The sequence below is a fragment of the Pseudomonas tolaasii NCPPB 2192 genome (genome assembly GCF_002813445.1).
In the GTDB taxonomy this organism is placed as follows: Bacteria; Pseudomonadota; Gammaproteobacteria; order Pseudomonadales; family Pseudomonadaceae; genus Aquipseudomonas; species Aquipseudomonas tolaasii.
Genome location: NZ_PHHD01000001.1, coordinates 2,818,671 through 2,845,268 on the forward strand (window position 1 = coordinate 2,818,671; position 26,598 = coordinate 2,845,268).

The following is a 26,598-nucleotide window of genomic DNA, read 5'->3' on the forward strand; positions in this document are numbered from 1 at the left end:
GACTAGCTGAAAAGCCCCCTCGCCGAAACGAAGGGGCTTTATTGCAGACTTACTTGATGCGTTGACCCGGCTTGGCGCCGCTGTCAGGGCTCAGCAGGTAGATCTCTTCACCGCCGGGGCCGGCCGCCATTACCATGCCTTCGGAAATGCCGAACTTCATCTTCCGCGGCTTGAGGTTGGCGATCATCATGGTCAGGCGACCATCGAGCCTGGACGGGTCCGGGTAAGCGCTCTTGATACCCGAGAACACGTTGCGTTGCTCCCCACCCAGATCCAGCGTCAGGCGCAGCAGCTTGTCGGCCCCTTCCACCGCTTCGGCCTTGACGATCAGCGCGACGCGCAAGTCAACGGCCGCAAACGCGTCGAACTCGATTTCCGGAGAAATCGGGTCTTTGGTCAGTTCGCCATTGCCCGCGGGGGCGGCCGAGCCGGTGTCGGTCTGGCTGGCGACCAGGTCTTCTTTCGAAGCGTCGGTCATCGCCTGAACTTTGACCGGGTCGATACGGGTCATCAGCGGCTTGAACTCGTTCAACTGATGGTTGCTCAGCAGCGTGGTGTGGTCGTTCCAGGTCAGCGGCGGCACGTTGAGGAACGCCTCGGCATCGGCGGCCAGCAACGGCAGTACCGGCTTGAGGAAGATCACCAACTGGCGGAACAGGTTGACGCCCGTGGCGCAGATCGCCTGGACTTCAGCCTGCTTGCCTTCCTGCTTGTTCAGCGACCACGGTGCCTTGTCGGCGATCCAGGCGTTGGCACGGTCGGCCAGGCCCATGATTTCGCGCATGGCACGGGCGAAGTCGCGGGCTTCATAGGCGTCGGCAATGCTTGGCGCGGCGGCCAGGAATGCGTCGGTCAATTCCGGCGCGGCGTTTTCATTCACCAGCACACCGGCGTTGCCCTTGTGGATGAAACCGGCGCAACGGCTGGCGATGTTGACGACTTTGCCTACGAGGTCCGAGTTGACCTTCTGTACGAAGTCTTCCAGGTTGAGGTCGAGGTCGTCCACGCCACGGCCCAGCTTGGAGGCGTAGTAGTAGCGCAGGTATTCCGGCGACAGGTGGTCCAGATAGGTGCGCGCCTTGATAAAGGTGCCACGGGACTTGGACATTTTCTGGCCGTTGACCGTCAGGTAACCGTGCACGGCAATGCCGGTTGGCTTGCGGTAGCCCGAACCCTGGAGCATCGCCGGCCAGAACAGCGCGTGGAAGTTCACGATGTCCTTGCCGATGAAGTGATACAGCTCGGCAGTGGAGTCTTTGCCCCAGAAGGCGTCGAAGTCCAGCCCCGGGGTGCGGTCGCAGAGGTTTTTGAAACTGGCCATGTAGCCGATGGGCGCATCCAGCCACACGTAGAAATACTTGCCCGGCTCGCCCGGAATCTCGAAACCGAAATACGGTGCATCACGGGAGATGTCCCATTGTTGCAGGCCGCTGTCGAGCCATTCGGAGAGTTTGTTGGCCACGGCGTCCTGCAAGGTACCGCTGCGGGTCCAGGTTTGCAGCATTTGCTGAAAATCCGGGAGCTTGAAGAAGAAGTGCTGGGAGTCCTTCAGCACCGGCGTAGCGCCGGAGATGGCCGACTTCGGGTTCTTCAAGTCAGTCGGCGCGTAGGTAGCGCCGCATTTTTCGCAGTTGTCGCCGTACTGGTCTTCAGTGCCGCACTTGGGGCAGGTGCCCTTGATGAAGCGGTCGGCCAGGAACATTTTCTTTTCCGGGTCGAAATACTGGGTAACCGAACGCTGGTCGATGTGCCCGGCTTCCTTCAACCGCAGGTAGATCTGGCTCGACAGCTCGCGGTTTTCTTCGGAGTGGGTCGAGTGGTAATTGTCGAAATCCACCAGGAACTCGGCAAAGTCGGCGCTGTGTTCAGCCTGCACGTTGGCGATCAGTTGTTCCGGGGTGATCCCTTCCTTTTCGGCGCGCAACATGATGGCCGAACCGTGGGCGTCGTCCGCGCAGACATAAATGCATTGATTGCCGCGATGCTTCTGGAAGCGCACCCACATATCGGTCTGGATGTACTCAAGCATATGGCCAAGATGGATGGAACCATTGGCATAGGGCAGGGCGCTGGTGACGAGGATCTTGCGTGGCTCGGACATGGGGCTCGGCTACTTGATGAAACGGAGGTCGGCCACTATAAAGCGCCGGGAAATATATTTCACCCCGTGAGGCTGTTTCCGAATCTTCCCGGCCTTCGAAAGCATGCCGTTGGACGCCTGGAACGGTTAGGATAGCCGCCTGTTTCAGTCAGTCTTTTTTCGGGAGTAGCCCATGAGCGCCGTCAATCGCGCAGCGGTGGAAGCCGTTCTTCGCCAGTACACCGACCCCTATTTGAACCAGGACCCGGTCAGCGCCGGCTGTGTACGCGCCATCGAGGTCCAGGGCGACCAGGTGTCGGTCCAGTTGGAACTTGGCTATGCCGCGGGCCTGTTCAAAAGTGGCTGGGCGCAAATGCTGCAAATGGCCATCGAAGGCCTCGACGGCGTGCGTTCGGCCAAGGTCGACATCCAGTGTGTGATCGCCGCGCACAAGGCCCAGGCGCAAATTCCGGGCCTGGCCAACGTCAAGAACGTGGTGGCGGTGGCGTCCGGCAAGGGCGGCGTCGGGAAATCCACCACGGCGGCCAATCTGGCCCTGGCCCTGGCGCGTGAAGGCGCACGCGTTGGGATTCTCGACGCGGACATCTACGGCCCCAGCCAGGGCGTGATGTTCGGCATCGCCGAAGGCACGCGACCGAAGGTCAAGGACCAGAAATGGTTTGTGCCGATTGAGTCGCTGGGCGTGGAAGTGATGTCCATGGCCTTCCTCACCGACGACAACACGCCGATGGTCTGGCGTGGGCCAATGGTCTCCGGCGCGCTGTTGCAACTGGTCACCCAGACCGCCTGGGGCGACCTCGACTACCTGGTCATCGACATGCCGCCAGGCACCGGTGATATCCAGCTGACCCTCGCGCAAAAAGTCCCGGTGGCCGGTTCGGTGATTGTCACCACGCCGCAGGACCTGGCGCTGCTGGATGCGAAGAAAGGCGTGGAGATGTTCCGCAAGGTCAATATCCCGGTGCTGGGCGTGGTCGAAAACATGGCCGTGCACATCTGCTCCAACTGCGGCCATGCCGAGCACCTGTTCGGTGAAGGCGGTGGCGAGAAACTGGCGACCCAGTACGGGGTTGAGTTGCTGGCTTCACTTCCGCTGTCGATGCTGATTCGCGAGCAGGCTGACGGTGGCAAGCCGACCGTGGTGGCTGAGCCGGACAGCCAGATCGCGATGGTCTATCAGGAACTGGCCCGTCATGTGGGCGCGCGCATCGTGCTGCAGGAGGCCGCCGCACCGGCGATGCCGACGATCACGGTCAGCGACGATTGAGGCGGCCATAAGGAAAAAAGCCTCGGCATGCCGGGGCTTTTTCTTGCCTGGCGATCCATCAAGGGGGCCGGTTACGCTTTTACGCAATTGCGCGTGTAAGCATTCACTTACTTTTCCGTAAGTGTTTGGGTTTTTTACCGGGTGTGTACGGCTTGAAATGCGGGAAGACTTTTCTATCTGTTTGAAAAATAACAATTAATTATCGATTCTCTAACGCGTGAGTCTGTCAGCCGTCCGGTTGGATCCCGTTGAACTTCCCGCGGAACTCTCTAACATCAGTCCTGTGTCCACGGATTGACACAGCCATCAAGGAACGGTGGTCAAGGAACGTCGCGGGATGCGATTCATCAGGATGATGAAAAGGAACACAGGGACTAGGGAAAAAATGTGGGCGGGTCATACCGCCCCTTTTTTTTGCCCGCAGAAAAGTGAAACCGTTTACCCGAAACGCAAAAAAGGCCCGCAAGGGGCCTTTTTTTATGGGAGGCGACGCTATCAGCGTTCGAGGTCGGCAATCTTGCCTTTTTTGCCATCCCACTCCGCTGCATCCGGCATCGGATCCTTGCGTTCAGTGATGTTCGGCCAGATTTCCGCCAGCTCGACGTTCAGCTGAATGAATTCCTGCATTTCCGCCGGGACTTCGTCCTCGGAGAAAATGGCGACGGCCGGGCATTCAGGTTCACACAGGGCGCAGTCAATGCACTCGTCCGGGTGGATGACCAGGAAGTTCGGGCCTTCGTAGAAGCAGTCCACCGGACACACTTCTACGCAGTCGGTGTACTTGCACTTAATGCAGTTGTCGGTGACGACGAAGGTCATTTCTAATTTTCTCCTCAGGCGGCGGCAGCGAAACCCTTTGTGGCAGGGCTCGCGAGGTTCGGGAGCGATAGTCTGCAGGCCAGGCTAAAAGCCTGCAGCATCCCAAACCGCGCGAGAGTCTACCAGCTTGCAAGCCTTAGCGTTATATCCGAACCTTCAGTGCATATAACATTTCGAGCGCTTTGCGCGGCGTCATGTCGTCCAGATCAAGTTTGGCCAGCTCATCCAGCACCGGGTGGGGCAGGCTGGCGAACATGTCGCTCTGGTGCGGCGCGCTGTTTTTGCTCTTGGCCTTGACCGGGCTGGCTACCACGGTTTCGTGGGGCAGGGCTGTGGTTTCCAGGCGGCTGAGGTGCTCGCGGGCGCGGCTGATCACCTCGTTCGGCACGCCGGCCAACTGCGCCACGGCCAAACCGTAACTCTGGCTGGCCGGGCCCGGCAATACGTGGTGCAGGAACACGATGCGCTCGTTGTGCTCAGTGGCATTCAGGTGCACGTTGGCCACCAGCGGCTCGCTTTCAGGCAACACCGTCAGTTCAAAATAGTGCGTGGCAAACAGCGTGTAGGCGCGCAGATGGGCCAGACGCTCGGCCGCCGCCCATGCCAGCGACAGGCCGTCGAACGTACTTGTGCCGCGTCCCACTTCATCCATCAGCACCAGGCTGCGCTCGGTGGCGTTGTGCAGGATGTTGGCGGTTTCGCTCATTTCCACCATAAAGGTCGAACGGCCACCGGCCAGGTCATCGCTGGAACCGATCCGCGTGAAAATGCGGTCGACCAGCGACAATTCACAACTGGCTGCCGGTACAAAACTGCCGATATGCGCCAGCAACACGATCAATGCCGTTTGCCGCATATAGGTGGATTTACCGCCCATGTTCGGGCCGGTAATCACCAGCATGCGCGTGTCGTCATCCAGCGACAGGTCGTTGGCGACGAACGGCGTGGTCAGCACCTGCTCCACTACCGGGTGGCGCCCCTGCACAATGCGCATGCACGGTTCGCTCACAAAGCGCGGGCAGTTCAGATCAAGGTTCAGCGCGCGTTCGGCCAGGTTGCTCAGCACATCCAGTTCCGCCAGGGCGCTGGCGGTGTCCTGCAGTGGCGCAAGACGGCTGATCAGGTCTTCGAGCAACGCTTCATACAGCATCTTTTCCCGCGCCAGGGCGCGGCTTTTGGCCGACAACGCCTTGTCTTCGAACTCTTTCAATTCCGGCGTGATAAAGCGCTCGGCACCTTTCAGGGTCTGGCGACGCTGATAGTCGATAGGCGCCGACTCGGCCTGCTTGCTCGGCAACTCAATAAAGTAGCCGTGAACACGGTTATAGCCGACCTTCAAATTGGCCAGGCCGGTACGGGCTTTTTCGCGGGCTTCCAGGTCGATGAGGAACTGCCCGGCGTTTTCGCTCAGGGATTGCAGCTCGTCCAGCTCGGTGTCGTAACCGGTTTTCAGCACGCCGCCATCACGAATGATCGCCGGCGGATTATCGATAATGGCTTTTTCCAGCAGGGCTGCGAGGTCCGGATAGGTGCCGGTGGTCACGGCCAGCTGTTGCAAGTGCGGCGTGTCCAGCTCGGTCATCGCTTCCTGCAATTGCGGCAGGGCGCCGAGGGCATCGCGCAGGCGCGCGAGGTCACGTGGTCGCGCATTGCGCAGGCCGATCCGCGCCAGGATACGCTCGATGTCGCCGATTTCTTTCAATTGCGGCTGCAGCTTTTCGAAACGGTAGCCATCCAGCAGACAGGTAATGGACGTTTGGCGCGCTTGCAGCACCGTCAGGTCGCGCAGCGGACGGTTCAGCCAACGGGTCAGCAAACGGCTGCCCATGGCGGTCTGGCAACGGTCGACCACCGATTGCAAGGTATTGTCGCGCCCGCCGGCCAGGTTGGTGTCCAGCTCCAGGTTGCGACGGCTCGCGCCGTCCAGCACCACGGTATCGTCCAGGCGCTCATGGCGCAGGCTGCGCAAGTGCGGCAGGGCGGTGCGCTGGGTTTCTTTCGCATAACCGAGCAGGCAACCGGCGGCGCCGATGGCCAGGGTCAGGGTTTCGCAACCGAAGCCTTTGAGGTCCTGCACCGAGAATTGCTGGCACAGACTTTTCAGCGCCGAATCCCGCTCGAAATCCCACGGCGCCCGACGCTTGGTCCCACGGCGCTTTTCCGCCGGCAAGTCCTTCGGCCAATCATCCGGAATCAACAACTCCACCGGGTTGATACGCTCCAGCTCCGCCAACAGGTTTTCCCAGCCCTTGATCTCCAGCACGCTGAAGTTGCCGCTGGTGATGTCCAGCACCGACAGGCCAAACAGACGCTCGTCACCCAGCACCGCCGCAATCAGGTTGTCGCGACGCTCATCCAGCAGCGCCTCATCACTCACCGTGCCCGGCGTAATAATGCGCACCACCTGGCGTTCCACGGGCCCCTTGCTCGTTGCCGGGTCGCCGATCTGCTCACAAATCACCACCGACTCGCCCAGCTTCACCAGCTTGACCAGGTAGCCTTCCAGCGAGTGATAAGGAATGCCACACATCGGAATCGACTGCCCTGCCGACTGCCCGCGCGCGGTGAGCGTGATGTCCAGCAGCTTGGCCGCCTTCTTTGCGTCTTCATAGAAGATCTCGTAGAAGTCGCCCATGCGATAGAACATCAACTGATCAGGGTGCTGGTTTTTCAGGCGCCAGTACTGCTGCATCATCGGGGTGTGGGAGGACAGATCTGAAGTGGCTTTACTCATTGGGTCGTAGGCAAATTCGTTGAAAGGAGTGGGGCAAAGATGGGGCGCTTGGCCCTGCGATTTTGCGATGGCGGCAAGGTTAACATGCGAGGTCGGGGGTTCGCAGTTCGTAAACTGCCAGTGGAAGTCGTCAAAAAGGAACGCCCCAACTGTGGCGAGTAGAATGCATAAAATATGCAAATTAGCATTTGCCAACCCCGAAATCCCCCGGCATCATCCCCGTTATGCAAAAACGCAACGTATCGATCGTCTTAAGAGAACTGCTGGACCGCGACCGGATCTCCCCCACGGAGCTTCACCGGCGTACCGGCGTGCCTCAATCCACGTTGTCCCGGATCCTCAGCGGCAAGATCGTTGACCCGTCGGACAAACACATTTCCCGCATCGCCGAATACTTTCGTGTGAGCACCGACCAGCTGCGCGGGCGCGCGGCGGTGGGCGTTTCGCGCGAGGATGGGCGTGACCCGATGCATTCGGAACTCAAGGACATAAGCCTGTGGGACGACGACACCCCCGTTAATGACGACGAGGTGTCGATCCCCTTTCTGCGCGAGGTTGAATTGGCTGCTGGATCAGGAAGATTCGTCATCGAGGAAAGCGAGAAGGCCAGCCTGCGATTCGGCAAGCGCAGCCTTCGCCACAACGGTGTGCAGTTCGACCAGGCCAAGTGTGTGACGGTGCGCGGCAACAGCATGTTGCCGGTGCTGCGTGACGGCGCGACGGTGGGGGTGAATGCGGGCAAGAGTGGCATTGGTGACATCGTGGACGGCGATTTGTACGCCATCAACCACAATGGTCAATTGCGCGTGAAACAGCTCTACCGTCTGCCTTCCGGGATTCGCCTGCGCAGTTTCAATCGCGATGAGCACCCGGATGAAGACTACAGTTTTCAGGATATCCAGGATGAGCAAATCAGCATCCTCGGCCATGTGTTCTGGTGGGGCATGTACGCCCGTTAACCTTCTCCCGTAAGACAAAGCCCGCCAATGCGCGGGCTTTTTTTCGTCTGTAGAAAATCGGCAAACCCCTGGCCTGCAAGGCCGCAAATGCATTTATGCATTTGCTCGGCAAAAATAAATGCATTTGTGCATTGACTGTATATGCATACATGCATATTCTTCATCTCAAGCCAGCCGACAAGGCTTGGTGGAGGCGGCAAGGATGCCGCTGAGGAAGACAAGGAAGGCACGCAACACCGGCAAGGACGCCATCTGTGCGATGGCAGGGATGCCAGGCAACACCCGGCAAGGATGCCGACGCTCTTTAGTTTCACCGCTTTAAAAAACAGGCAGCGATGAACCGGCCTTATAACGGTTCAGAGGGTTGGCAACTGACCCGGGTGTGCAGCGTAAAGCACCAGAAGCAGTTATCCGGCAGACAGGGATCGTGGTCGGAAAAACATTGAGGAAAGAACCGTACCGCGCCAGTAGCGCCGAACGTTCGAGGAAATCATTACTGAAAAGCCCGGGCGACCGGGCTTTTTGGAATGCCTACCTATCGAAGCATTTGTAAATGAAGCATGGACTATCTACCGCTCAGCCAGGAGGCGTGACATGACAAACGAGCAGCAAGCGTTAGCGGAAATGCCTATCTGGCTGGTGATCATATTGGCCTTGATTGGCGGCGTTTCCGGAGAGATGTGGCGCGCAGACAAGGACGGCGCCCGTGGCTGGTCGCTGATCCGGCGCCTGGCCCTGAGGTCCGGGGCGTGCATGGTGTGCGGGGTTTCAGCACTGATGCTGTGCTATGCCGCCGGCATGTCGCTGTGGACCGCCGGCGCGATTGGTTGCCTGACCGCCATGGCCGGAGCCGATGTCGCCATCGGCCTTTATGAGCGCTGGGCGGCCAAGCGCATCGGGATCAATGACGCGCCGCCGACCCGGCCGGATCAGCCATAAGCGCAGCAAGGAACAAGCAGATGACCCTTATCCAAAAGCCTTCCCAACTGCCGATGGCGATTGGGGACGCGTTGAAAAGCGCGTTCCCGCAATTGCGTGTCGGCAATCACCAGGAGTTTCAGGACGCGGTCGATAAAACCGGCGTGTTGATCACCGTTGAAAGCAACGGCCCCGGCTTTCGCTCACTGGAGGGTCGCAAGGCCCATGTGTTGTCGATTTCGCTCAAGGCCATCGTCGGCGGCGGGGCGGCTGCTTTTGATGCCTGCGATCTGGCCAGCCAACTGATGGACCTGGCCGTGGACAACCGCTGGGGCTTGCCACCCCAACAGTGTGACTTGCCCAGCGCCATTATTGCCGTGCCGTCGATGCAGGCCAGTGCGGAAATGAGCTACGACACCTGGGTCGTTTCCTTCAACCAAACCCTCTACCTCGGGCCTCCGTTGCTCGAAGATCCTACAGGCACGCCGCTCTTTGCCTGCACCTGGGACGCTTCCGACATCAATGACCCCGATCAATACAAACCACTGGCGGAGTAGCCCATGTTCGACGCGCTGTTACGCATGCAGCTGGGCCCGATCGTCGAGCGCCTGGCGGAAATGGAAGCCCAGCTCGAAGACCTCTACCGGCGCGCTGAAAGTTTCTGCCGTATTGGCGTGTGCCAAGAGGTCGACCCTGCCAGCAACACCTGCAAGGTCAGCCACGGCGAATTGCTCACACCCGCCATCCGTTTTTTCAACCCCAGTGCCGGCGCGCAAACTGAAACCCGCCTGCCGTCGGTGGGTGAGCAATGCCTGTTGTTCAACTACGGTGGCGGGGAAGGTGGCGGTCAGTCTGTAGCCTTGTTCGGCTTGAACAGTAGCCAGTTTCCGCCGGTCTCCAGCGTCGCCACCCTGACGCGGCGGCGCCATCAGGATGGCACTCAGAGTGACTACGACGACGCCAGCCATACCTTCAATTGGGTCAACGGCCCCACCACCTTCAGCGGCTCCCGCGAGCAAGTGGACGTCAAGGTCGGCGCTGCCAGCCTGACGGTCACGCCTCAGAGCATCGCCCTGCAAATCGGTGGCACCGGCCTGTTGCTGGATGCCGGCGGCGCTCACTTCAGCGGCCCGGTGGTGGATCACCAGGGCCGGGTCATCAGCCCGTGATAAGGACATCCCATGATCGGCATCGATCGCAACACCGGGGCAGCCGTCGATGACTGGCTGCAATTTGTGCAGCGTGCCACCCGAGCGCTGACGACCCCCGTGGGCACTCGTCAGAAGCGCCCGCTGTATGGCTCCAAAATTCCGGAACTGCTCGGCCGGACCCTGGGCGACGACCTGTTGATCCTCGCTCAAAGTCATGCCGCCCAGGCGTTCTACACCCCCCAGAACGGCATCGGCGACTTTCAGCCCCACGTCATTGTCGCCACCCGCCAAGGCAACGGCTTGTTGCTGCGTTTTGCCGGCACCTGGAAAAACCGCCAACACACTTTCGAGGTCGTGACATGAGCATGCTGATCCCCGGCCAGAACCAGCTGGCGGAACCGGCCATCATTGCGGTCGACGAGTTCGAACCGCTGCTGGCTGAATTCAAGACGTTTGTCGTCGACTACGTCGCCACCCGCGCCCCGCAAAGCGCGGCCAAACTCAAGGTCAGCCTCGACAACGAAAGCGAACTGCTGACCCTGGCGCTCGAAGCCTTTTGCGTGCGTTTGCAAACCCACGAACGCAAATACAACGCCCGCATCAAGCAGATGCTGGCGTGGTGGGCCACCGGCAGCAACCTGGACGCCCGCCTGGCCGACATGGGCCTGGAGCGTCAGGTACTCGACCTCGGCGACCCGGCCGCCTTCCCGCCAGTGCCGCCAACCCTGGAAAGCGACGATGACGCCCGACTGCGTTATTACCTCGCGCCCCACGCTCCGGCGGCCGGCTCGCGCATGCAGTATCGCCGCGAGGTGTTCACCCTCGGCGAGCGGCCATCGGTGAAGGTGCAAAGCGCAACGCCGGGCGTAGTGACGGTCAGCTATACCTTTGACCCGGACGGCTATGCGGCGCAGGTCAAGGACGGCAATGGCCGTCGAACCGCGCCCGGTGAAGTGATGGTCACCGTTCTTTCAAGGGAAGGGGATGGCACGCCGTCCAGAGATTTACTTGACGGCGTACGCCGCCATTTCGCACGGCCGGATGTACGACCGGAGACGGACCTCGTCACGGTACAAGGCGCGCAAATCTTGCCTTACACCATTCGCGTGGTCGCCAAAATCAACGCTGGCCCGGACTCCGGCCTCACCCAGGTCGCCGCTCAAAAACTGCTGCGCGACTATGCCGAGTCCTGCCACCGCCTTGAAGGCCGAGTCGACCCGAGCTGGATCGACTACGCCATCCACAGCGCGGGCGCCGTGCAACTGCAAATCCTTGAGCCTTTGGCGCCGATTGTCAGCACCGCGTTCCAGGCCCCGTATTGCACGGGCGTCGAAGTGGAGGTGCACACGCTATGAGTGATCTCAACGCGAGTTTGTTGCCCGCCAACAGTTCGCCGCTGGAGAAGGCGCTGGACCTGGGGTTTGGCCGGTTGCTCGATCGGGTGACGCCGCCGTTTCCGGCACTGATGAATCCAATGCAAACGCCTGCCGGGTTTCTTCCTTACCTGGCCACCGACCGCGGTGTCAGCGAATGGGATGCGGACGCCAGCGAGGCAGAAAAGCGCCTGACGGTGGCTTTGTCCTGGCAGATACAGCGTCAGGCGGGTACGCCCAAAGCCTTGAGTCATGCGGTGGAGTCGCTGGGCTTTACGCCGAATATCAGCGCCTGGTACCAGCAACGCCCGGTGGGTTTGCCGTACACCTTCGATGTGCAGGCAATCATCGGGCGCAGTTGGTCGAGCGGTGATCACAACCGGCTGATTCGTCGCGTCAACGCAGCGCAAAGCGAGCGTGACCGGGCAACGATCACGATCGTGCATGAAACCGCCCAAGGGTTGCGGCTCGCCGCAGCCGCAGACCCGGGGCTGAGCATTCTGGATGACAGCCAACCGGGTGCCTTGCCTGACGTGAAGCTACGGGGCGTCGTGTCCTTCAGCAGCGCAGCCCACACCCCCCTGACGGATGGCGAGCTGCAGCTTGAAGGCGTGTTGCCTGAATTCGGGTTGGCCGCCCGGCTTAACGGTGCCGGGTTCGCCCGGCACTTCACCATTAACGACTACGACCTCAGGGCGCAGCCATGACAGATGACATTACGCGCCTGGTGCGCTTCACCTCCAAGGGTTTGGATGAAGTGCTGCAGGCAAAGAACCAAGGCCTGAAAGGCGAAATCACCCACATCGGCGCCGGCACCGGGCGCTACAACCCCGACGGCACGGAAGTGGCGTTGCGTGATGAGCGCCAACGGGTCGCCATTGCGGATTACGAAGACCTGGGCGACCGGCAACTCAGGATGGCCGCGCTGTTTGACGGCGACGGCGAGTATGAAATTGGCGAGTTCGGTTTTTACCTTGCCAGTGGGACGTTACTGGCGGTGTATTCCGTCGCGGGGAAGTTGCTGACGTATAAAGCGGCAGCGGCGCGGGTACTGCAAAAGTTCACGCTGGATATTTCGCCGTTGCCGGCGGACAGCGTGACGATTGTGGTGGGGAGTGACAATCTCAATATTTTGTTGGTGGAAGATATTGCAGTACTGGCTACCGCAAATATCGACAATATGGCCCGTCATACCGAAATGCTGTTTCGTGTGATGTCGCTGGAATCGAGCCGTTAAGGCATAACTAGTTCAGGAGTTTAAACGTGAGTCTGGAAACGACTATTGCGTCGCTGGTGACGGCGGCAAACAACTTGACCACTGCGGTCAATGGAAAAATCGGCAGCATCAATACGACAATGGCGGGGGCGCTCGCACAGTTTAATGAGTGGCGCAACCTGAAGGATGTTGAGGGTGATCCCGCCGCACTGGGGACTATTCGTCGAAATTTGTTTCAAGGGCATGTTTATACGACAGGCGGTGTCGACGGTGCAGGGGTCAAAATCATTCCCTTGTCGCAAGGCGAGTTCGTGACAACCGAACTGGGGAATATGGCAAACGTCTACATGCATTTCAAAGTGCCATTGAACATCAATGTTAACTCTGAAATGTTTTGGTTTAATATCAAAGGGTATAGCTACGGTACCGCAAAAATTATTGACGAAACATTGGTGGGGTATTGCTATCAACCGGAACGCTCTCTTCACAGTGTTTCAACATTTGGCAACATGGCGCCTGCTGTGTATGTCGATTCGAACGGAAATGTTGTTATGCGTATTTTGATTCCCGCTATTTATTACACCACTGTTCGAATTGATACGATGCGCGTCGGTAATGGGCGGTTGTTTGCCCAGGGTGATTTGAAGGCCAAGCTGTCTTTGGCTGAAAAAGTTGTGTTTAGTTAAGGGGAATCTTATGTCCGAAATTGCAAATACTGAAAATGTCACTCCATTGCTTGCCACGCCCATGCCAGGTGTGGAGTGGGCCGCCGTGCGGGCGCGCCGTGACCAGCTGCTGCGTAGCACCGATTTTACTCAACTGCTGGATTACCCGGCCACCGATGCCCAGCGAGCCGAAGTGGTTGCCTATCGAAAGGCTCTTCGCGATATCCCTGAGCAGGGCGGGGCACCTTCGATGCTTGAGTGGCCGGAACTGCCAGCCTTTCTGAAATAACCCGCCGCGAAAGCGGTTTTTTTTCGCCTCCCCAAAGCCCCTCCCGCAGGGGCTTTGGCGTTTTCGACCCGGAGAACTCCCACCATGCACAACCGCCAAACCTACACCGTCCTCATCCCGTTCCCCACCGGAGGTGGCCACTGGTCCACCGCTGGCGAGGAGCTGGAACTGCTCGACGTCGAAGCATCCGCCCTGCGCACCGCTGGCCGCCTGGAACTCACCAGCGTCCTCAACTCCACCCCAAAGAAGGCTGACTGACCATGGCTGAGGTTTTGAACTTCGAGCACAACGGCATCACCGTGAATGCCACCGAATCCCCCGAGGCCATGGGTGGCCTGGGCGATAACGTGATTGGCCTGGTCGGCACCGCGCCGAACGCCCACGCGTCGATCCCGAAAAACGCGCCGTTTCGCATCAACAGCTTCACCACCCAGGCGCTGCTGGACCCCACCGGCGCCGAGTCGGGCACGCTGTTTCAGGCGGTGTACCAGATCCTCAAAGTGGTCAAGGTGCCGGTCTACGTGGTGATTGTGGAGGAGGGCGCGACTCCGGCCGACACGATCAACAATGTGATCGGCGGCAACGAGCCCACCACGGGCCGCAAGCTGGGCCTGGCGGCGCTGGCGGGTGTACCGGAAGACCTGACCATCATCGGCGCGCCGGGCTTCACCGGCACCAAGGCGGTGGCCGGTGAGTTTGCTTCCTTCGGCAAGCGCATCAAGGCCCGTGTGGTGCTCGATGGCAAGGACGCCAGCGTCGCCGACCAAGTGACCTACAGCGGCGAGCTGGGCGGTGCCGACCTCGGCTTCGACCGTTGCCTGCTGGTGCACAACATGCCGTCGGTGTACTCCAAGGCCGCGAAGAAGAACGTGTTCCTGTCGCCGTCTTCGCTGGCTATCGCCGCACTGGCCAAGGTCAAGCAGTGGGAAAGCCCGGGCAACCAGGTGACGTTCGCCGAGGACGTTTCCCGCGTGGTCGAGTACAACATCCTCGACACCTCCACCGAAGGCGACCTGCTTAACCGCTACGGCGTGAGCTACTACGCCCGCACCATCCTCGGCGGTTTTTCGCTGTTGGGTAACCGCTCCATCACCGGCAAGTTCATCAGCTATGTGGGCCTGGAAGATGCCATCAGCCGCAAGCTGGTCAAGGCCGGCCAGAAAGCCATGGCCAAGAACCTCACCAAGTCCTTCATGGACCAGGAGGTCAAACGCATCAACGACTGGCTGCAAACCCTGGTCGCCGACGAAACCATTCCTGGCGGCAGCGTGTACCTGCACCCGGAACTCAACAGTGTCGAGAAGTACAAGAACGGCACCTGGTTCATCGTCATCGACTACGGCCGCTACGCGCCGAACGAACACATGATTTATCAACTCAATGCCCGCGATGAAATCATCGAGCAGTTCCTGGAGGACGTTCTCTAATGTTTACCAACCGTGTAAGACAGGCCATCGCGGCCACCCTTCAAGGCCTGCCGCTGTCCGCGACGGTCACGTCTTTCTCCCCGCCGAAAATCGATTTCGATATGGAGCTTATGACCGGCGGGCGCTTCATCGTCGAGGAAATGGCCAAGAGCGCCAAAGCGCTCAACGCGACCCTGGAGCTGCAAGGTGCAGGCCCGGAAATCATGCTGGCGCTGGGCGTGCGGCTGGGTGACGACATCCTGCTGAATGTGCGCGAAGCCGGCCAGGATCAGGACGGCAAGACTTACTTCACCTACCACACGGTCGGCGGCAAGTTGAAAAGCCTGGCTGAGGCGCCGCTGAAAATGGGCGACAAACCCACCACCACCCTGGAGCTGTCCTGCCGCACCTACAACCGCCTGGAAAACGGCATTCCGGTGATCGACATCGACGTGCGCACCCAGAAGTTCGTGCTCAACGGCGTCGACATTCTGGGTGATGCGCGCCGTGCCGTGCTGATGCCTTAAGCGCGACCGTGATGTGAAGTGGGCACGGTCAATGTGGGAGCCGGGCTTGCCCGCGATGCAGGCGACTCGGTCTGTCAGCTGCACCCAGGTGATGCCATCGCAGGCAAGCCAGCTCCCACATTTGACCGCACTATGCTTCAGATCGCTTTTCAGCCACGTTTCTATAAGGAATTGCCCATGGCCTGGATGCCACCGCTGCACATCCTGCTCTCGCCGATCACCGCCGACACCGGCGCGACGATCGAGCAGGTACAACTCAAACCGCTGTACTACGCCGCGCAAAAAGACGCGCTGGCCCGGGCCGGTGATGACGAGGACGACCAGTTCTTCGAATTGGCGAAACTCGCCACCGGCCTGTCGGAAAAAGAGCTCGATCAGCTCAAGCGCCCGGACTACGTGAGCATCGCCCAATACGTACACGAGATGTCGACACGTCCTGCGTCGTTCTTCCTCGGCGAAGCCGATGGACCTTCGCAGTATGAGCAGGTGCAACTGCTGCTGCCCCTGGATGCCGCCGGCCGCAGCCTGACCGGGTTGAGCCTGGAAATGCCCGCGTTGCGCGCCACCAAAGCCATGAAAAAACTCGCCACGAACAAAGAGCGTGCCGAGTTCATCACCGCTCACTGCACCGGCCTGATGATCCCCGACCTCGCCGGCCTGACCGTGCCCGACTGGACGGAACTGCAGGAGCGCATCGACGATTTTTTAAACAAACCGGCGGACTTCTTTCGCAGCGCGACATCGAAGTAATCCTCGATGTGGTGCCGCTGATTTACTCGGTCAATGAGGCAGAGATCCTCGACTGGGACGCCGGCAAAGCATTGCGCCGCTACGACATCGCGATCACTCGCCTTGGCGTTAAACAGGAGTAAGCGGGATGCAGGACAAGTATTCATTGGCGTATGGCACGGCCAGGGATGGCCAGGAACTCGTCGGCAAGGAGGCTGCGATCCTCCGCTCTGGCGCGTTGGCAGCTGAACGTTCTGGTGAGGCGGCCGCCGCAGAGTCGACAAGTCTGGCGCTGAGCCACGCAGGCCTGGAGCTCAGTGGTCTTTCATTGTCCCTGGGCTTGTTGCGCAGGAGCGTGGAGGCGCTGCACAGCTCGCTGTCGGGTTTCAAAACCGTGGACCTTAACCCGCCGAGAACCAACGGGCAGGCTGATCAGAGCAATAGCACAGTGTTCAAATCGAGCAAGGTGGATGATCGGCGCGTGACCCGTGAAGCCTTGACGATACGTAACATCGAGCGCCTTGACCCGGTCGCGGCTTTTCAGCAGTCCAATGCCAGCCTGACGTTTGGTTCGAAACTTCCCCCGGAGAAATCAACCACGGTATTGCGCGAAGAGTCCACCCAAAGCGCAGAGCGCCTGGCCAAGACGCTTGAGCCTGCGCCGGTGCTGTTGGAGCCCACGTGGCTTGAAGCCAAAACAGCTGTGATGAACAGCGCCAACAGCTGGGCCGGCGACTCGGCGGGTGCCGCCACCACCGTCAAAACCGCAGAGGCAGTGATTTTGCCGGTACTGTCGCCTGTGTTCACCCAGTTTTTTTCGGGCCTGGGTGACACGATCAAAACCCGGGTGACGGGTAATGTGGTCGACCTGACGTTGGGCAAGTTGCCGGGGGGGGTTGGCAAACTGTTCAAGAGCGACGGTTTCAAAGAGGAAAAGTCGTGCTGCTGTGCGAACGCAGCCCAAAAGCCGCTGGGCGATGGGCGTTCCGGTCGCAAGGGATCCTCAGGCGCAAGAAAAAATGCCGCTGGATCGAAATCGCAGCGAAACCAGAGGGCTCAGAAAAAACAGCGTTCACAGAACCCGCAGAAACCACACACTGCACAGAAAAAGCCGCCGCTTGCGTCGGCGCCGTCAAGCACGCCACGTGCCCCGGCCAAGACCGGTGGCCGCCTCGCAACGTGGCGCGAGTCCATTGGACGTGGCGTTCAGTCACTGTTTCCTGCTTATTCGTTGGGCTTCAATGCGGGCGCTCCAATCCAGAGGATTCAACCCGGTACTGCCCAGGCGAGCAGCCTGAGCGCAAGCATAGCTTCCCCTGCGCGTGGCTCAAACCGGGGGCCCGGGCTGATCGAAGCCCTGGCGCGCGAGCAGGCGCTCATGCCGGCCGAAAGTCGCGTCAAGGCTCAGCCATATTCGCTACCTCTGAGTCATGAGCGTCCAGCCGCCCCCGTGAATCATCCGCCCAATATACCGGCCGCCGGCCTGGTGGGCGCGATGAGCAAGCTGGAGTCGGTCGGTGCACGTCGCTTGGGCCCGATGCGGTATGTCGACACGGCGATGGACGTGGTTCAGGGCATACGCAACGGCGACGTCAACGCCATCGGTTCCGGGCTCAGCTCGGCAGGTGGCGCCTGGGCCGGAGCTTCTGCCGGTGCAGCCATAGGCACGATGATCTTCCCCGGTGTCGGCACAGCAGTCGGCGGCGCCATTGGTGGCTTGCTCGGCAGTGAGGCCGGCAGCTGGCTCGGTGACAAGCTCTTCGGTCCAAGTGACCGTCTGCCGGCACCCGCCGATGTCAGTAAAAACTTGAACAATGCTCAGGCTGACAACCGCCAAGTCAACTTCGCCCCGCAAATCACCATCAACGCACCTGAGCAGGTGAGCTATCAACAACTGGCGCAATTGGTGGTGCAACAGATCGAAGCGCAATTTTCGCCGTTGTCGATGGACGACTTGCTGGGGTCGCGACGTGATGCGGCATTGACTGATATTGGAGGGGTGTGATGCGACAACAAATGGCATTGGGCTCGTTTGTTTTCGGGCTGTCCCGAGGGTTTGCCTACGACACCCTGGACCGTGCCAGCACTGGCGGGTGGGTCGGGCTGCCGATTATTGCCGGCAAACCCAAGTCCAGCCAGGTTGGCCAGGCGCTCGAGACGCTGACCTTTGGCGGTAAGGCCGCACGTGAAACCGGCATGACACGGCTGCATGAGCTGCGCGCGCTGCAAGCCTTGCGTGCGCCATTGCCGCTGGTCGATGGCGTGGGCCTCAGTTGGGGCCTGTGGACCATCAAGACGATCACCGAAAAACAATCCAGTGTGATCGATGATGGCACCGCCATGGTGATCAATTGGTCGCTTGTCCTTGAGGAGTTCGTCAATGCGTAGCGCACGAAGTATTGCCGGTGACTCGGTGAACCTGTTGCTCTACCGCGAGCTGGGTCGCTGTGACGATACCGCAGAAGAAATGTTGTGGCGGCTGAACCCTGGGTTGGCAGAACTGGGCGCAGTACTGCCGGCCGGTGTCAGTGTGATCGTGCCGGAGCTGGACAGGCAGCCCATCGCGAAACAGCCCGTTTCGGCCTGGGACTAAGGAGCGAACATGACACTTGGATATACACCGGTGGTGGAGCTCTACGGGGCCAATGCCGCGCTGCTCAACGAGCGCCTCCTGGAGTGGGAGCACTCCGATATGGCCGGTTTCGCCTCGGACCATCTGAAGTTGACACTCGATATCGAGGGCCTTGAAGGCCTGCCTGACATGGGAGGGAAAATTGGTCTGCGTGTGGGCTATCTGGAAACTGGCCTTGTGGACAAAGGCAAGTTCAGGATCACCAAGCGCACGCCGTCACTGTTCCCGATGCGCCTGGTATTGGAGGCCACAGCGGCACCGTTCGACCTGGACGCGTTCAAGCAACGCCGTACCGCCAGCCATGGGCCTGTCACTCTGGGGGCGCTGTTTCGGCAATTGACGACGCGCTACGGTTATTCGCCACGCGTGGCGCCTGACCTCGAAGACAAGCAGATCTCGCATATTGACCAGACCAACGAAAGCGATATGGCCTTGCTGACACGCTTGGCCAGACGCTTCGATGCTGTGGCCAAACCCGTTGACGAATTCTACGTGCTGGGCCGAAAAGGCCAGCTCACCTCACTGTCGGGCAAGACGCTGCCGGACGTGCAGCTCTCGCTGACGCATGACAACCGTCCAGGGGAACGCGCGTTTATCAGTGCCAGGCTGACCGAGGCCAGCCGCGCCAAATATAGCGGTGCACAAGCGTCCTGGTGGGATGCGGCGGCGGGTAATAAGCACGTGGTGAAGGTGGGGGTCGAGCCTTTCAAAGAGGTCACGCAGCGCTGTCAGAACGAAGCAGAGGCACGTTCTGCGGCTGAGGGTGAGATGCGCCGAGTGGAGCGTGAAGGGCTGAAGATCGATGTGGTATGCCCAGGTAATCCTGCATTCGCCGCTGAAGGCTTGTTGCTGCTGGATGAGTCGTGGCCAGGTTTTATGCAGGGACGCTGGTCGATCAATACCGTGACCGCCAGTGGCAAGCGCAAAGACAGCTACCGCTGCACGATCAGCGCGAGCGGTTTGTCCCCCACTGAGTAAGTCGCGCCGTCGACGTCCTTCACCCGCCCGCCTTTTTGCGGGCTTTTTATTGCCCGGTGAACCCCATGAAAATCACCCCATTACTGACGCACCTGCGCGAGCACTGCCCCGGCTTCAACCAGCAGATCCACGCCGGGCTTGATCTTGACGCATTACAAAACCTGCCAGCGCTCAACGCGCCTCAGGCGGTGGTGACCCTCCTTCGCGAAGAGGCCGCTGCCAGCCGTTCGCAAAACACCAGCCGGCAAACCGTTCGCGAGCATCTCGGCGTGGTCGTGTTGCTGGATTTTGCGGAGGGTCAACAGGCCCAGGCCATGGACCAGCTGCATGTGTTACGTGCTGAGCTCTGGCGTGCATTGGTGGGCTTCAAACCCGAGCGGTTCTACGAGCCTGTCCAGTACGACGGTGGTCATTGGCTTTTATTGGGCAAGACGCGGGGCTTGTATCGCCTGCGCTTTTCCACGGGTTTCCAGCTGGGACGCAACCTCAGCACGCAGCCGGCGGAAACCTGGCACGAGCTGGAGCTGGACGCTTTGCCGTCCTTCAACGGGGTGACGGTGCGGGTCGATGCCATCGACCCGGCCGACCCCAACCTGCAACACCCAGGCCCCGACGGGCGCCTGGAACTGACCTTTTCTGCCGAGGTAACACCATGAGTACACGCATCACCGTACGGCCGGTCGCCGGCCGTTCCGTACCCGACCCCGAGGCTGGCGATCTGTTGCCGGTCGAAGGGCGCGAAGTTCCGGACAACGCCTGGTGGCGTCGGCGTCTGGCCGATGGCGACATCACCACCAACGCCGCCGAAGCGGCACAACCACAGGAAGTCAAATAATGGCGATTGGATTCAGTCATATTCCAGCGGACATTCGTGTGCCGCTGTTCTACGCCGAGATGGATAACTCGGCAGCCAACAGTGCCCAGTCGACCTTGCGCCGGCTGATTGTCGGCCAGGTCAACGACAACGCTGCCAGCGCCGAAATCGGCAGCCTGGTGCTGGTGTCGAGCGTGGCGATGGCCAAGCGAATCGGTGGCCAGGGCTCGATGCTGGCGTCGATGTACGAGACCTTTCGCAAAAGCGACCCGGTGGGTGAGATCTGGTGCCTGCCGCTGCAAAATACGTCGGGCAGCGTGGCCAAGGCCGACCTGAAACTCACCGGCGCAGCCACCCAGGGCGGCGTGCTGAGCCTGTATGTCGGCGGCGTGCGGGTGCAAGCCAGCGTGGTCAACGGGGCGACGGCTGCCGTGGCGGCCAATGCCCTGGCCTTGAAAGTCAACGCCAGTGCCGATCTGCCGGTCACGGCGGCGGCGGCCGACGGCACGGTAACGCTGACCGCCAAATGGACTGGCGACAGCGGCAATGACATCAACCTGCAGCTCAACCGCCTGGGCCAGAGCAACGGCGAGCAGACGCCCGATGGCCTCGCGGCAACCCTCGGCAAGATGGCCGGCGGCGCCGGTGTACCGGATCAACTGGCCGCCCTGGCGGCGTTGGGCGACGAGCCCTTCGAGTTCATCTGCCTGCCGTGGGCCGACACGACCAGCCTCAACGCCTGGCAAGGCGTGATGGACGACAACAGCGGCCGCTGGTCCTGGGCCAAACAGCTGTTCGGGCATGTCTATACGGCCAAACGCGGTACCGTCGGTACGCTGGTGGCGGCCGGGCAGGCACGCAACGATCAGCACGTGACCATCCAGGCCATGGAGCCGGGTGTGCCACAGCCGTTCTGGGTTCAGGCAGCGGCGCTCGCGGCGCGTACCGCGGTGTTTATTTCCGCCGACGCCAGCCGTCCGACCCAAAGCGGCAGCCTGCCAGGCCTCGACCCTGCGGCGCCGAGTGAGCGTTTCACGCTGACCGAACGTCAGTCGCTGCTCAATTACGGTATTGCCACGGCTTACTACGAAGGCGGCTATGTGCGCATCCAGCGTGCGATTACCACCTACCAGAAAAACGCCTTCGGCCAGGCCGACAACTCCTACCTGGACAGTGAAACCCTGCATCAATCGGCCTTTATCGTGCGCCGCCTGCAAAGCGTGATCACCAGCAAGTACGGGCGCCACAAACTGGCCAGTGACGGCACGCGTTTTGGTGCCGGCCAGCCGATCGTGACGCCGAGCACCCTGCGCGGCGAGTTGATTGCCCAGTACGCCAAGCTGGAGCTGGAAGGCCATGTGGAAAACGCCGAGCTGTTCGCCGAGCACCTGATCGTTGAGCGCGACAGCCAGGATCCGAGCCGGATCAACGTGTTGTTCCCGCCGGACTACATCAACGGGTTGCGTGTGTTTGCGCTGCTCAACCAATTCCGCCTGCAGTACGACGCGGCGCTTTAAGGCCCGCGCTTTTTGCAACTGATTCCAGCCCGCTCACGCAGCGGGCTTATTTTTGGGAGAAACATCATGGGTCAACTGATTGCGGGCACCTGCTACGTCAAAGTGGACGGCGCTCAACTGACCATCAGCGGCGGCTGCGAAGCGCCTTTGCTGGCGGTAAAACGCGAAACCGTGGTGCCGGGCTTCTACAAGGAAACCGACATCGCGCCATCGTTCAAAGTCAGCGCACTGCACACCCCGGACTTTCCGCTCAAGCAACTGGTCAGCGGTACCGACATGACCGTCACTTGCGAATTCAACAACGGCAAAGTCTATGTGCTGGCCGGTGCCTACCTGGTGGAAGAGCCGGTGGCCAAAGGTGACGACGCGATGATCGAACTCAAATTCGAGGGCATCAAGGGGACTTGGCAATGACCGACACAGTAAAGCTGCAGGTAGCCATTGAAGCCCACGGCGAACCTTTGACTGAACTCACCCTGCGCCGCCCGACGGTGCAGGAAGTGCGGGCAATCAAGGCGCTGCCGTACAAGATCGACAAGGGCGAAGACGTCAGCCTCGATCTCGATGTGGCCGCGCGATACATCGCCGTGTGCGCCGGCATTCCGCCCTCGTCGGTGAACCAGTTGGACCTCGCCGACTTCAACGCGCTGAGCTGGGCGGTCGCCGGTTTTTTCATGAGTGCGGCGCCGGCACCGTCGCCGAACTGATCGCGGTGGCCTATGACCTGGCCTGGTTCTGGAAGGTTGACCCTGAACAGATGCTGGCCAGGCCTTTGGATGTGCTCCGGGAGTCCCTGGAGCATGCGCAACGGATCAACGCGATGCAGCAGCAGGTGCAGTGATGGCAGACGCTCAGAAGATAAAAAACACCGCAGTGCACCTCAAGGGCATCGACGAGCTGTCGCCCAAACTTGCTGCGCTGCGTGAAACGGTGGGGCGCTTCAGGCAGAACCTGGAGCAAACCGGCCTCGGCAGCCTGGATTTTTCCGGGCTGGTGAAGGGCGGTGGTCTGGCGGCGCCGTTTGTCAGCGGTATCCAGTCGGCGCTGGCGTTCAAAGAGCAGGTAAAGGATGTCGATACCGTCGTGGCGGCCGGTGTTCCGCAAGCCGCCACACAAGGTTTGAAGCAATTTCGCGCGTCGATGGATCAAGTGTCCGTGGCGTTTGGTATGGCGCTGTTGCCTGCGGTGACGGCCGTGGCGATAGGGCTTGAGCCGTTATTGACGACGGTAGCGCAGGTGCTTACCGATAACCCGCAACTGGTGCAGGGCCTGGCCGCGGGTGCGGTAGCGTTTACTGCGGTTCAGGCCGCGGTGACCGGCGCGTCCCAGGCGCTGGGAGTGATGCAACTGGTGCTCAATGCCAATCCGGTTGTGTTGGCTGCGACCGGCATTGCGCTGGCGGCGGCCTTGATTGTCGCCAACTGGAAACCCATCAGCGGTTTTTTTGCCGGGCTTTGGCAATCGTTGAGTGCGGCGGTGCAACCGGTGATGGCGTCTTTTAAAACGCTGTTTGCGTGGTCGCCCCTGGGCCTGATCATCGCCAACTGGGCGCCTTTGACCGGTCTGTTTACCGCACTGTGGGATTTGCTCAAGGCGGTGAGCGTGCCGGTCGTGACGTTTATGCAGAGCCTTTTCAGTTGGTCGCCGCTTGGGCAGATCATCGCGAACTGGGGCGTTATCAGTGAAGTGTTCACGGCCATCTGGAGTGACTTCAAGCTGACGGCGCTCGCGGCCTTTGCGGTGGTCAGCGGGTTGTTCGACTGGTCGCCCATGGCGCAATTGCAAGCGGTTTGGTCGCCGGTACTCGCCTGGTTTTCTGCACTGGCGGACAAGCTTGAGGTGATCATCGCACCCGTCAGGAAACTGATGGGCGGTACGCTTGGCGATGCGATCAACAGGGTGACCGGCGGTGTGGTCGAACTCACCGCCGAGCAGCAGGAACGTAACGCTGAAAGTGCGCGTAACCCCTCTGCGTTTCGCCAGGGCCCCAAGCCTTGGGGGTCGCCTCTGGCGGCCACGTCGACCACGCTGCTGCAACAAACCGCCGCCAACAACCGTACGCAACTCAATGGCGACCTGCGCGTGAGTTTCGAAAATGCCCCCGCCGGCCTGCGGGTTGCCCAGCCTGAAACCAATCAACCGGGGCTCAGTGTCACTCCGCGCGTTGGTTACCGTTCCCTGTCCCTTGGAGGTTCCAATGAGCTGGCGTGATCGTATGTTGCCGGCGTCGTTTCGTGGCGTCGGTTTTTGGGTCGACCAGGCCAAAGTGCCCGTCGGCAAGAAAGGCCAGTTGCACGAATACCCGCAGCGCGATGAACCGTTTTTTGAAGGGCTGGGCCAGCAATCCAGAGTGCATGAGCTGACCGCGTTCGTGATCGGTGCCGATTGCCTGGAACAGCGCGACAAACTGCTCAAGGCGCTGGAGGAGGGCGCGGGCGAACTGGTGCATCCGTGGCTGGGACGGTTGCAGGTGAAAGTGGGTGAGTGCGATATGACCCAGACGCGCCAGGACGGCGGGCTGGTGACATTCACCCTGAAGTTTTACCCCGACCAGCCGCTGAAATTTCCTGCGACTACCGTCAATACCCGCCAGCAGTTGCTGGTGTCGGCAGACAGTTTGCTGGGCTCGATGGTGCAACGTTTTGAGCAGGCGATTGCGCTGGTCAAGCAGGCGCGGTTAGGCATACAGGCGCTACGCAATGGGCTGGTTGAGGTGTACCAGGTGATCGAGCAACAGTTCAAACCGTTGATCGCGATTTACGCCGACCTCAACGCGCTCGTCAAAGGCATCAAGGCGTTGCCGAAGGAGTTGAGCGCCGAGTTCAAAGGGCTGCTCGGTGACGTCAAGGAGTTGGGTGAGTTTGCCCGCAGCGGTTATCGCGGCATGCTGGCGAACCTCTCTCAGCAGGTGGATGCGGCGAGGCGTGTGGATGCGCCAAAGCTGACCACCGGCAAGGACAGCGTGGCGGCGGCGCAAGCCACGGCGAACCTGGTACAGGACGCCCTGTGGGTGCAGATCGCCCATTGGCTGGCCGACCTGCCGGTAGCCACCCGGCCGGTCAACCTCACGACCACGCCTTCCCTTGAGCAACAGGCTGCACAACCGGTGCAACGTCTGGAAGTACCGGTGGCCGATGATGTATTGGCCCTGCGCGACCAGTTGAACGAAGCCCTGTGGCAAGCCGCACTCAAGGCCGATGCCGGGCATTACGTGGCGTTGAACAACGTGCGCCAGCAGATGTTCAGTCACCTCACGGCGGTGGCGTCGTCCGGTGTGCGGCTGGTCAACCTGACGCCGATGCGCAATATGCCGGCGTTGTTGCTGGCTTATCAGCGTTTCGGCGATGCCACGCGGGTGGACGAAGTGGTGCAACGCAATCGTGTGGCGCACCCGGGGTTTTTGCCCCCGGCCGATCTGCATGTGGTGCGGGAGTAAGGCATGAACGACCTGGACAATATCGTCACCCTCACGGTGGACGGCCTGGACTACGGCGGCTGGAAAAGCGTGCAGATCAGTGCCGACCTGGAACGTCAGTTTCGCACCTTCAGCCTGAACATTACCTGGCAATGGCCAGGCCAGACGTTGGCAGTGCCGATCAAGCCGGGTGCCCGTTGCCAGCTGCGCATCGGTTGCGATCTGGTGTTGACCGGCTACGTGTTCAAAGCGCCGGTGAGCTACGACGCCGGGCAGATCAGCCTGAGCATCGAAGGCGGCTCGCTGACCCAGGACCTGGTGGACTGCGCCGCGATCAACCGGCCCGGGCAGTGGCGGCAACAGACCCTGCTGAGCATCGTAAACGCGCTGGCCACTCCTTATGGGGTGGCGGTGCACAGCGAGATTGCCGAGACGACGCGGTTGCACACCCACAGTATCGTACCGGGGGAGACGGTTTTTCAGTCCATCGACCGCCTGCTGACGTTGTACCGGGTGTTCTCTACCGATGATGCCGAAGGCCGTCTCGTGCTGGCGGCGCCGGGCAGTGCCGGGCGCGCCAGTGACTCGCTGCAATTGGGCCGGAACATTCTCTCGGCCAACGCGCCGAGGGATTTCGGCTCGGTGTTTTCCGAGTACCGGGTGATCGGCCAGCACAAAGGCGGCGACCAGCAAACCGTGGCGTCGGTGAGTGAAGTTTCCGGCACTTGTGTCGATGCCAAGGCCAGTCGCAAACGCGTCACGCTGATCAACGAGCCGACGCAACTGACGCCGGAACTGGCCCAGCAACGCGCCGACTGGGAAGGTGCTACTCGCACGGGCAAGGCCCTGACCACCACCTACCGCGTGCAGGGCTGGCGACAGTCCAATGGCGAGCTGTGGCGCCACAATATGTTGGTGCGGGTGGTCGACCCGGTGCTGGGGTTTGACCAGGACATGCTGGTTTCCAACGTCACCTGGTCACTCACCGAGCAAGGCTCGGTCACTACGCTGCAAGTCGCGCCGCCTTCCACGTTCGATGCCAACCCCGTACCGGCCAAACCCTGACGCCGGTCTTTTTCGAGACACTC

The 26,598-nt window shown here is 60.7% G+C and carries 31 protein-coding genes; 28 read left to right on the forward strand and 3 right to left on the reverse strand.

The window, feature by feature from the left end:
• Window positions 1-49 precede the first annotated feature (49 nt).
• Window positions 50-2,101: a methionine--tRNA ligase gene (gene metG, locus ATI14_RS13000; RefSeq protein ID WP_016970759.1), complete on the reverse strand. Its 2,052-nt coding sequence runs from the start codon at window positions 2,099-2,101 to the stop codon at window positions 50-52.
• Between the two features lie 172 nt (window positions 2,102-2,273).
• Between metG and apbC the strand changes: the two genes are divergently transcribed.
• Window positions 2,274-3,368 carry an iron-sulfur cluster carrier protein ApbC gene (gene apbC / locus ATI14_RS13005; RefSeq protein ID WP_016970761.1) on the forward strand — a complete coding sequence of 365 codons (1,095 nt, stop codon included), beginning with the start codon at window positions 2,274-2,276 and terminating at the stop codon, window positions 3,366-3,368.
• A gap of 495 nt (window positions 3,369-3,863) precedes the next feature.
• Here apbC and fdxA read toward each other — a convergent pair whose 3' ends face one another.
• On the reverse strand, window positions 3,864-4,187 hold the full coding sequence (gene fdxA, locus ATI14_RS13010; protein WP_003208688.1) for a ferredoxin FdxA: 324 nt from the start codon (window positions 4,185-4,187) through the stop codon (window positions 3,864-3,866).
• Between the two features lie 142 nt (window positions 4,188-4,329).
• Complete coding sequence (gene mutS / locus ATI14_RS13015) at window positions 4,330-6,921, reverse strand: DNA mismatch repair protein MutS (protein WP_016970762.1); 2,592 nt, start codon at window positions 6,919-6,921, stop codon at window positions 4,330-4,332.
• A gap of 224 nt (window positions 6,922-7,145) precedes the next feature.
• On the opposite strand from mutS, the gene ATI14_RS13020 reads away from it, so the two are divergent.
• The 27 genes from ATI14_RS13020 to ATI14_RS13140 all read left to right on the forward strand — a co-directional run bounded on the left by ATI14_RS13020 (window position 7,146) and on the right by ATI14_RS13140 (window position 26,575).
• On the forward strand, window positions 7,146-7,880 hold the full coding sequence (locus ATI14_RS13020; protein WP_010212723.1) for a LexA family transcriptional regulator: 735 nt from the start codon (window positions 7,146-7,148) through the stop codon (window positions 7,878-7,880).
• Between the two features lie 594 nt (window positions 7,881-8,474).
• Window positions 8,475-8,819 (forward strand): phage holin family protein, encoded by a 345-nt coding sequence (locus tag ATI14_RS13025; RefSeq protein WP_016970764.1) that lies wholly within the window; start codon window positions 8,475-8,477, stop codon window positions 8,817-8,819.
• Between the two features lie 20 nt (window positions 8,820-8,839).
• Window positions 8,840-9,355, forward strand: coding sequence for a hypothetical protein (locus tag ATI14_RS13030; RefSeq protein WP_016970765.1), 516 nt, complete (start codon window positions 8,840-8,842; stop codon window positions 9,353-9,355).
• A 3-nt stretch (window positions 9,356-9,358) separates the two neighbouring features.
• Complete coding sequence (locus tag ATI14_RS13035) at window positions 9,359-9,967, forward strand: phage baseplate assembly protein V (protein WP_016970766.1); 609 nt, start codon at window positions 9,359-9,361, stop codon at window positions 9,965-9,967.
• A 12-nt stretch (window positions 9,968-9,979) separates the two neighbouring features.
• Window positions 9,980-10,312, forward strand: a complete 333-nt coding sequence (locus ATI14_RS13040) for a phage baseplate protein (RefSeq protein WP_016970767.1) — start codon at window positions 9,980-9,982, stop codon at window positions 10,310-10,312.
• Window positions 10,309-11,304, forward strand: coding sequence for a baseplate J/gp47 family protein (locus ATI14_RS13045; protein WP_016970768.1), 996 nt, complete (start codon window positions 10,309-10,311; stop codon window positions 11,302-11,304). Before ATI14_RS13040 ends, ATI14_RS13045 begins: the two co-directional genes overlap by 4 nt.
• Window positions 11,301-12,029, forward strand: a complete 729-nt coding sequence (locus ATI14_RS13050; RefSeq protein ID WP_016970769.1) for a phage tail protein I — start codon at window positions 11,301-11,303, stop codon at window positions 12,027-12,029. Before ATI14_RS13045 ends, ATI14_RS13050 begins: the two co-directional genes overlap by 4 nt.
• The gene (locus ATI14_RS13055) at window positions 12,026-12,559 is read left to right on the forward strand and encodes a tail fiber protein (protein ID WP_016970770.1); all 534 of its coding nucleotides are present in this window, start codon (window positions 12,026-12,028) and stop codon (window positions 12,557-12,559) included. The genes ATI14_RS13050 and ATI14_RS13055 overlap by 4 nt, the downstream gene beginning before the upstream one ends.
• Window positions 12,560-12,585: 26 nt before the next feature.
• Window positions 12,586-13,224: a hypothetical protein gene (locus tag ATI14_RS13060; RefSeq protein ID WP_016970771.1), complete on the forward strand. Its 639-nt coding sequence runs from the start codon at window positions 12,586-12,588 to the stop codon at window positions 13,222-13,224.
• A gap of 10 nt (window positions 13,225-13,234) precedes the next feature.
• Window positions 13,235-13,492, forward strand: a complete 258-nt coding sequence (locus ATI14_RS13065) for a tail fiber assembly protein (protein ID WP_016970772.1) — start codon at window positions 13,235-13,237, stop codon at window positions 13,490-13,492.
• An 84-nt stretch (window positions 13,493-13,576) separates the two neighbouring features.
• Entirely contained in the window at window positions 13,577-13,750 is a 174-nt protein-coding gene (locus tag ATI14_RS31395) for a hypothetical protein (protein WP_016970773.1), read from the forward strand.
• A gap of 2 nt (window positions 13,751-13,752) precedes the next feature.
• Window positions 13,753-14,919: a phage tail sheath protein gene (locus ATI14_RS13070; RefSeq protein WP_016970774.1), complete on the forward strand. Its 1,167-nt coding sequence runs from the start codon at window positions 13,753-13,755 to the stop codon at window positions 14,917-14,919.
• Entirely contained in the window at window positions 14,919-15,425 is a 507-nt protein-coding gene (locus ATI14_RS13075; RefSeq protein WP_016970775.1) for a phage major tail tube protein, read from the forward strand. The genes ATI14_RS13070 and ATI14_RS13075 overlap by 1 nt, the downstream gene beginning before the upstream one ends.
• 177 nt (window positions 15,426-15,602) lie before the next feature.
• Window positions 15,603-16,175, forward strand: a complete 573-nt coding sequence (locus tag ATI14_RS13080; protein WP_016970776.1) for a phage tail assembly protein — start codon at window positions 15,603-15,605, stop codon at window positions 16,173-16,175.
• Window positions 16,176-16,302: 127 nt separating this feature from the next.
• Entirely contained in the window at window positions 16,303-18,159 is a 1,857-nt protein-coding gene (locus ATI14_RS13085; RefSeq protein WP_080520427.1) for a phage tail tape measure protein, read from the forward strand.
• Window positions 18,159-18,542, forward strand: a complete 384-nt coding sequence (locus ATI14_RS13090; protein ID WP_080520426.1) for a phage tail protein — start codon at window positions 18,159-18,161, stop codon at window positions 18,540-18,542. Before ATI14_RS13085 ends, ATI14_RS13090 begins: the two co-directional genes overlap by 1 nt.
• Window positions 18,535-18,747, forward strand: coding sequence for a tail protein X (locus tag ATI14_RS13095; protein WP_016970780.1), 213 nt, complete (start codon window positions 18,535-18,537; stop codon window positions 18,745-18,747). Before ATI14_RS13090 ends, ATI14_RS13095 begins: the two co-directional genes overlap by 8 nt.
• Window positions 18,748-18,756: 9 nt before the next feature.
• Entirely contained in the window at window positions 18,757-19,764 is a 1,008-nt protein-coding gene (locus ATI14_RS13100; RefSeq protein WP_016970781.1) for a contractile injection system protein, VgrG/Pvc8 family, read from the forward strand.
• A 65-nt stretch (window positions 19,765-19,829) separates the two neighbouring features.
• On the forward strand, window positions 19,830-20,420 hold the full coding sequence (locus ATI14_RS13105) for a phage tail terminator protein (RefSeq protein ID WP_080520425.1): 591 nt from the start codon (window positions 19,830-19,832) through the stop codon (window positions 20,418-20,420).
• Window positions 20,417-20,599, forward strand: coding sequence for a DUF2635 domain-containing protein (locus ATI14_RS13110; RefSeq protein ID WP_016970783.1), 183 nt, complete (start codon window positions 20,417-20,419; stop codon window positions 20,597-20,599). The genes ATI14_RS13105 and ATI14_RS13110 overlap by 4 nt, the downstream gene beginning before the upstream one ends.
• A complete protein-coding gene (locus ATI14_RS13115) occupies window positions 20,599-22,095 on the forward strand; it encodes a phage tail sheath subtilisin-like domain-containing protein (RefSeq protein ID WP_016970784.1) in 1,497 nt (498 codons plus the stop codon). Before ATI14_RS13110 ends, ATI14_RS13115 begins: the two co-directional genes overlap by 1 nt.
• 66 nt (window positions 22,096-22,161) lie before the next feature.
• A complete protein-coding gene (locus ATI14_RS13120; RefSeq protein ID WP_016970785.1) occupies window positions 22,162-22,509 on the forward strand; it encodes a phage tail tube protein in 348 nt (115 codons plus the stop codon).
• The gene (locus ATI14_RS13125) at window positions 22,506-22,802 is read left to right on the forward strand and encodes a phage tail assembly protein (RefSeq protein ID WP_016970786.1); all 297 of its coding nucleotides are present in this window, start codon (window positions 22,506-22,508) and stop codon (window positions 22,800-22,802) included. Before ATI14_RS13120 ends, ATI14_RS13125 begins: the two co-directional genes overlap by 4 nt.
• A gap of 5 nt (window positions 22,803-22,807) precedes the next feature.
• On the forward strand, window positions 22,808-22,936 hold the full coding sequence (locus ATI14_RS31835; protein ID WP_016970787.1) for a hypothetical protein: 129 nt from the start codon (window positions 22,808-22,810) through the stop codon (window positions 22,934-22,936).
• A complete protein-coding gene (locus ATI14_RS13130; protein ID WP_016970788.1) occupies window positions 22,936-24,306 on the forward strand; it encodes a phage tail tape measure protein in 1,371 nt (456 codons plus the stop codon). Before ATI14_RS31835 ends, ATI14_RS13130 begins: the two co-directional genes overlap by 1 nt.
• On the forward strand, window positions 24,293-25,531 hold the full coding sequence (locus ATI14_RS13135) for a DNA circularization protein (protein ID WP_016970789.1): 1,239 nt from the start codon (window positions 24,293-24,295) through the stop codon (window positions 25,529-25,531). The genes ATI14_RS13130 and ATI14_RS13135 overlap by 14 nt, the downstream gene beginning before the upstream one ends.
• A 3-nt stretch (window positions 25,532-25,534) precedes the next feature.
• Entirely contained in the window at window positions 25,535-26,575 is a 1,041-nt protein-coding gene (locus ATI14_RS13140) for a phage baseplate assembly protein (protein WP_016970790.1), read from the forward strand.
• The last annotated feature ends 23 nt before the right edge of the window (window positions 26,576-26,598 follow it).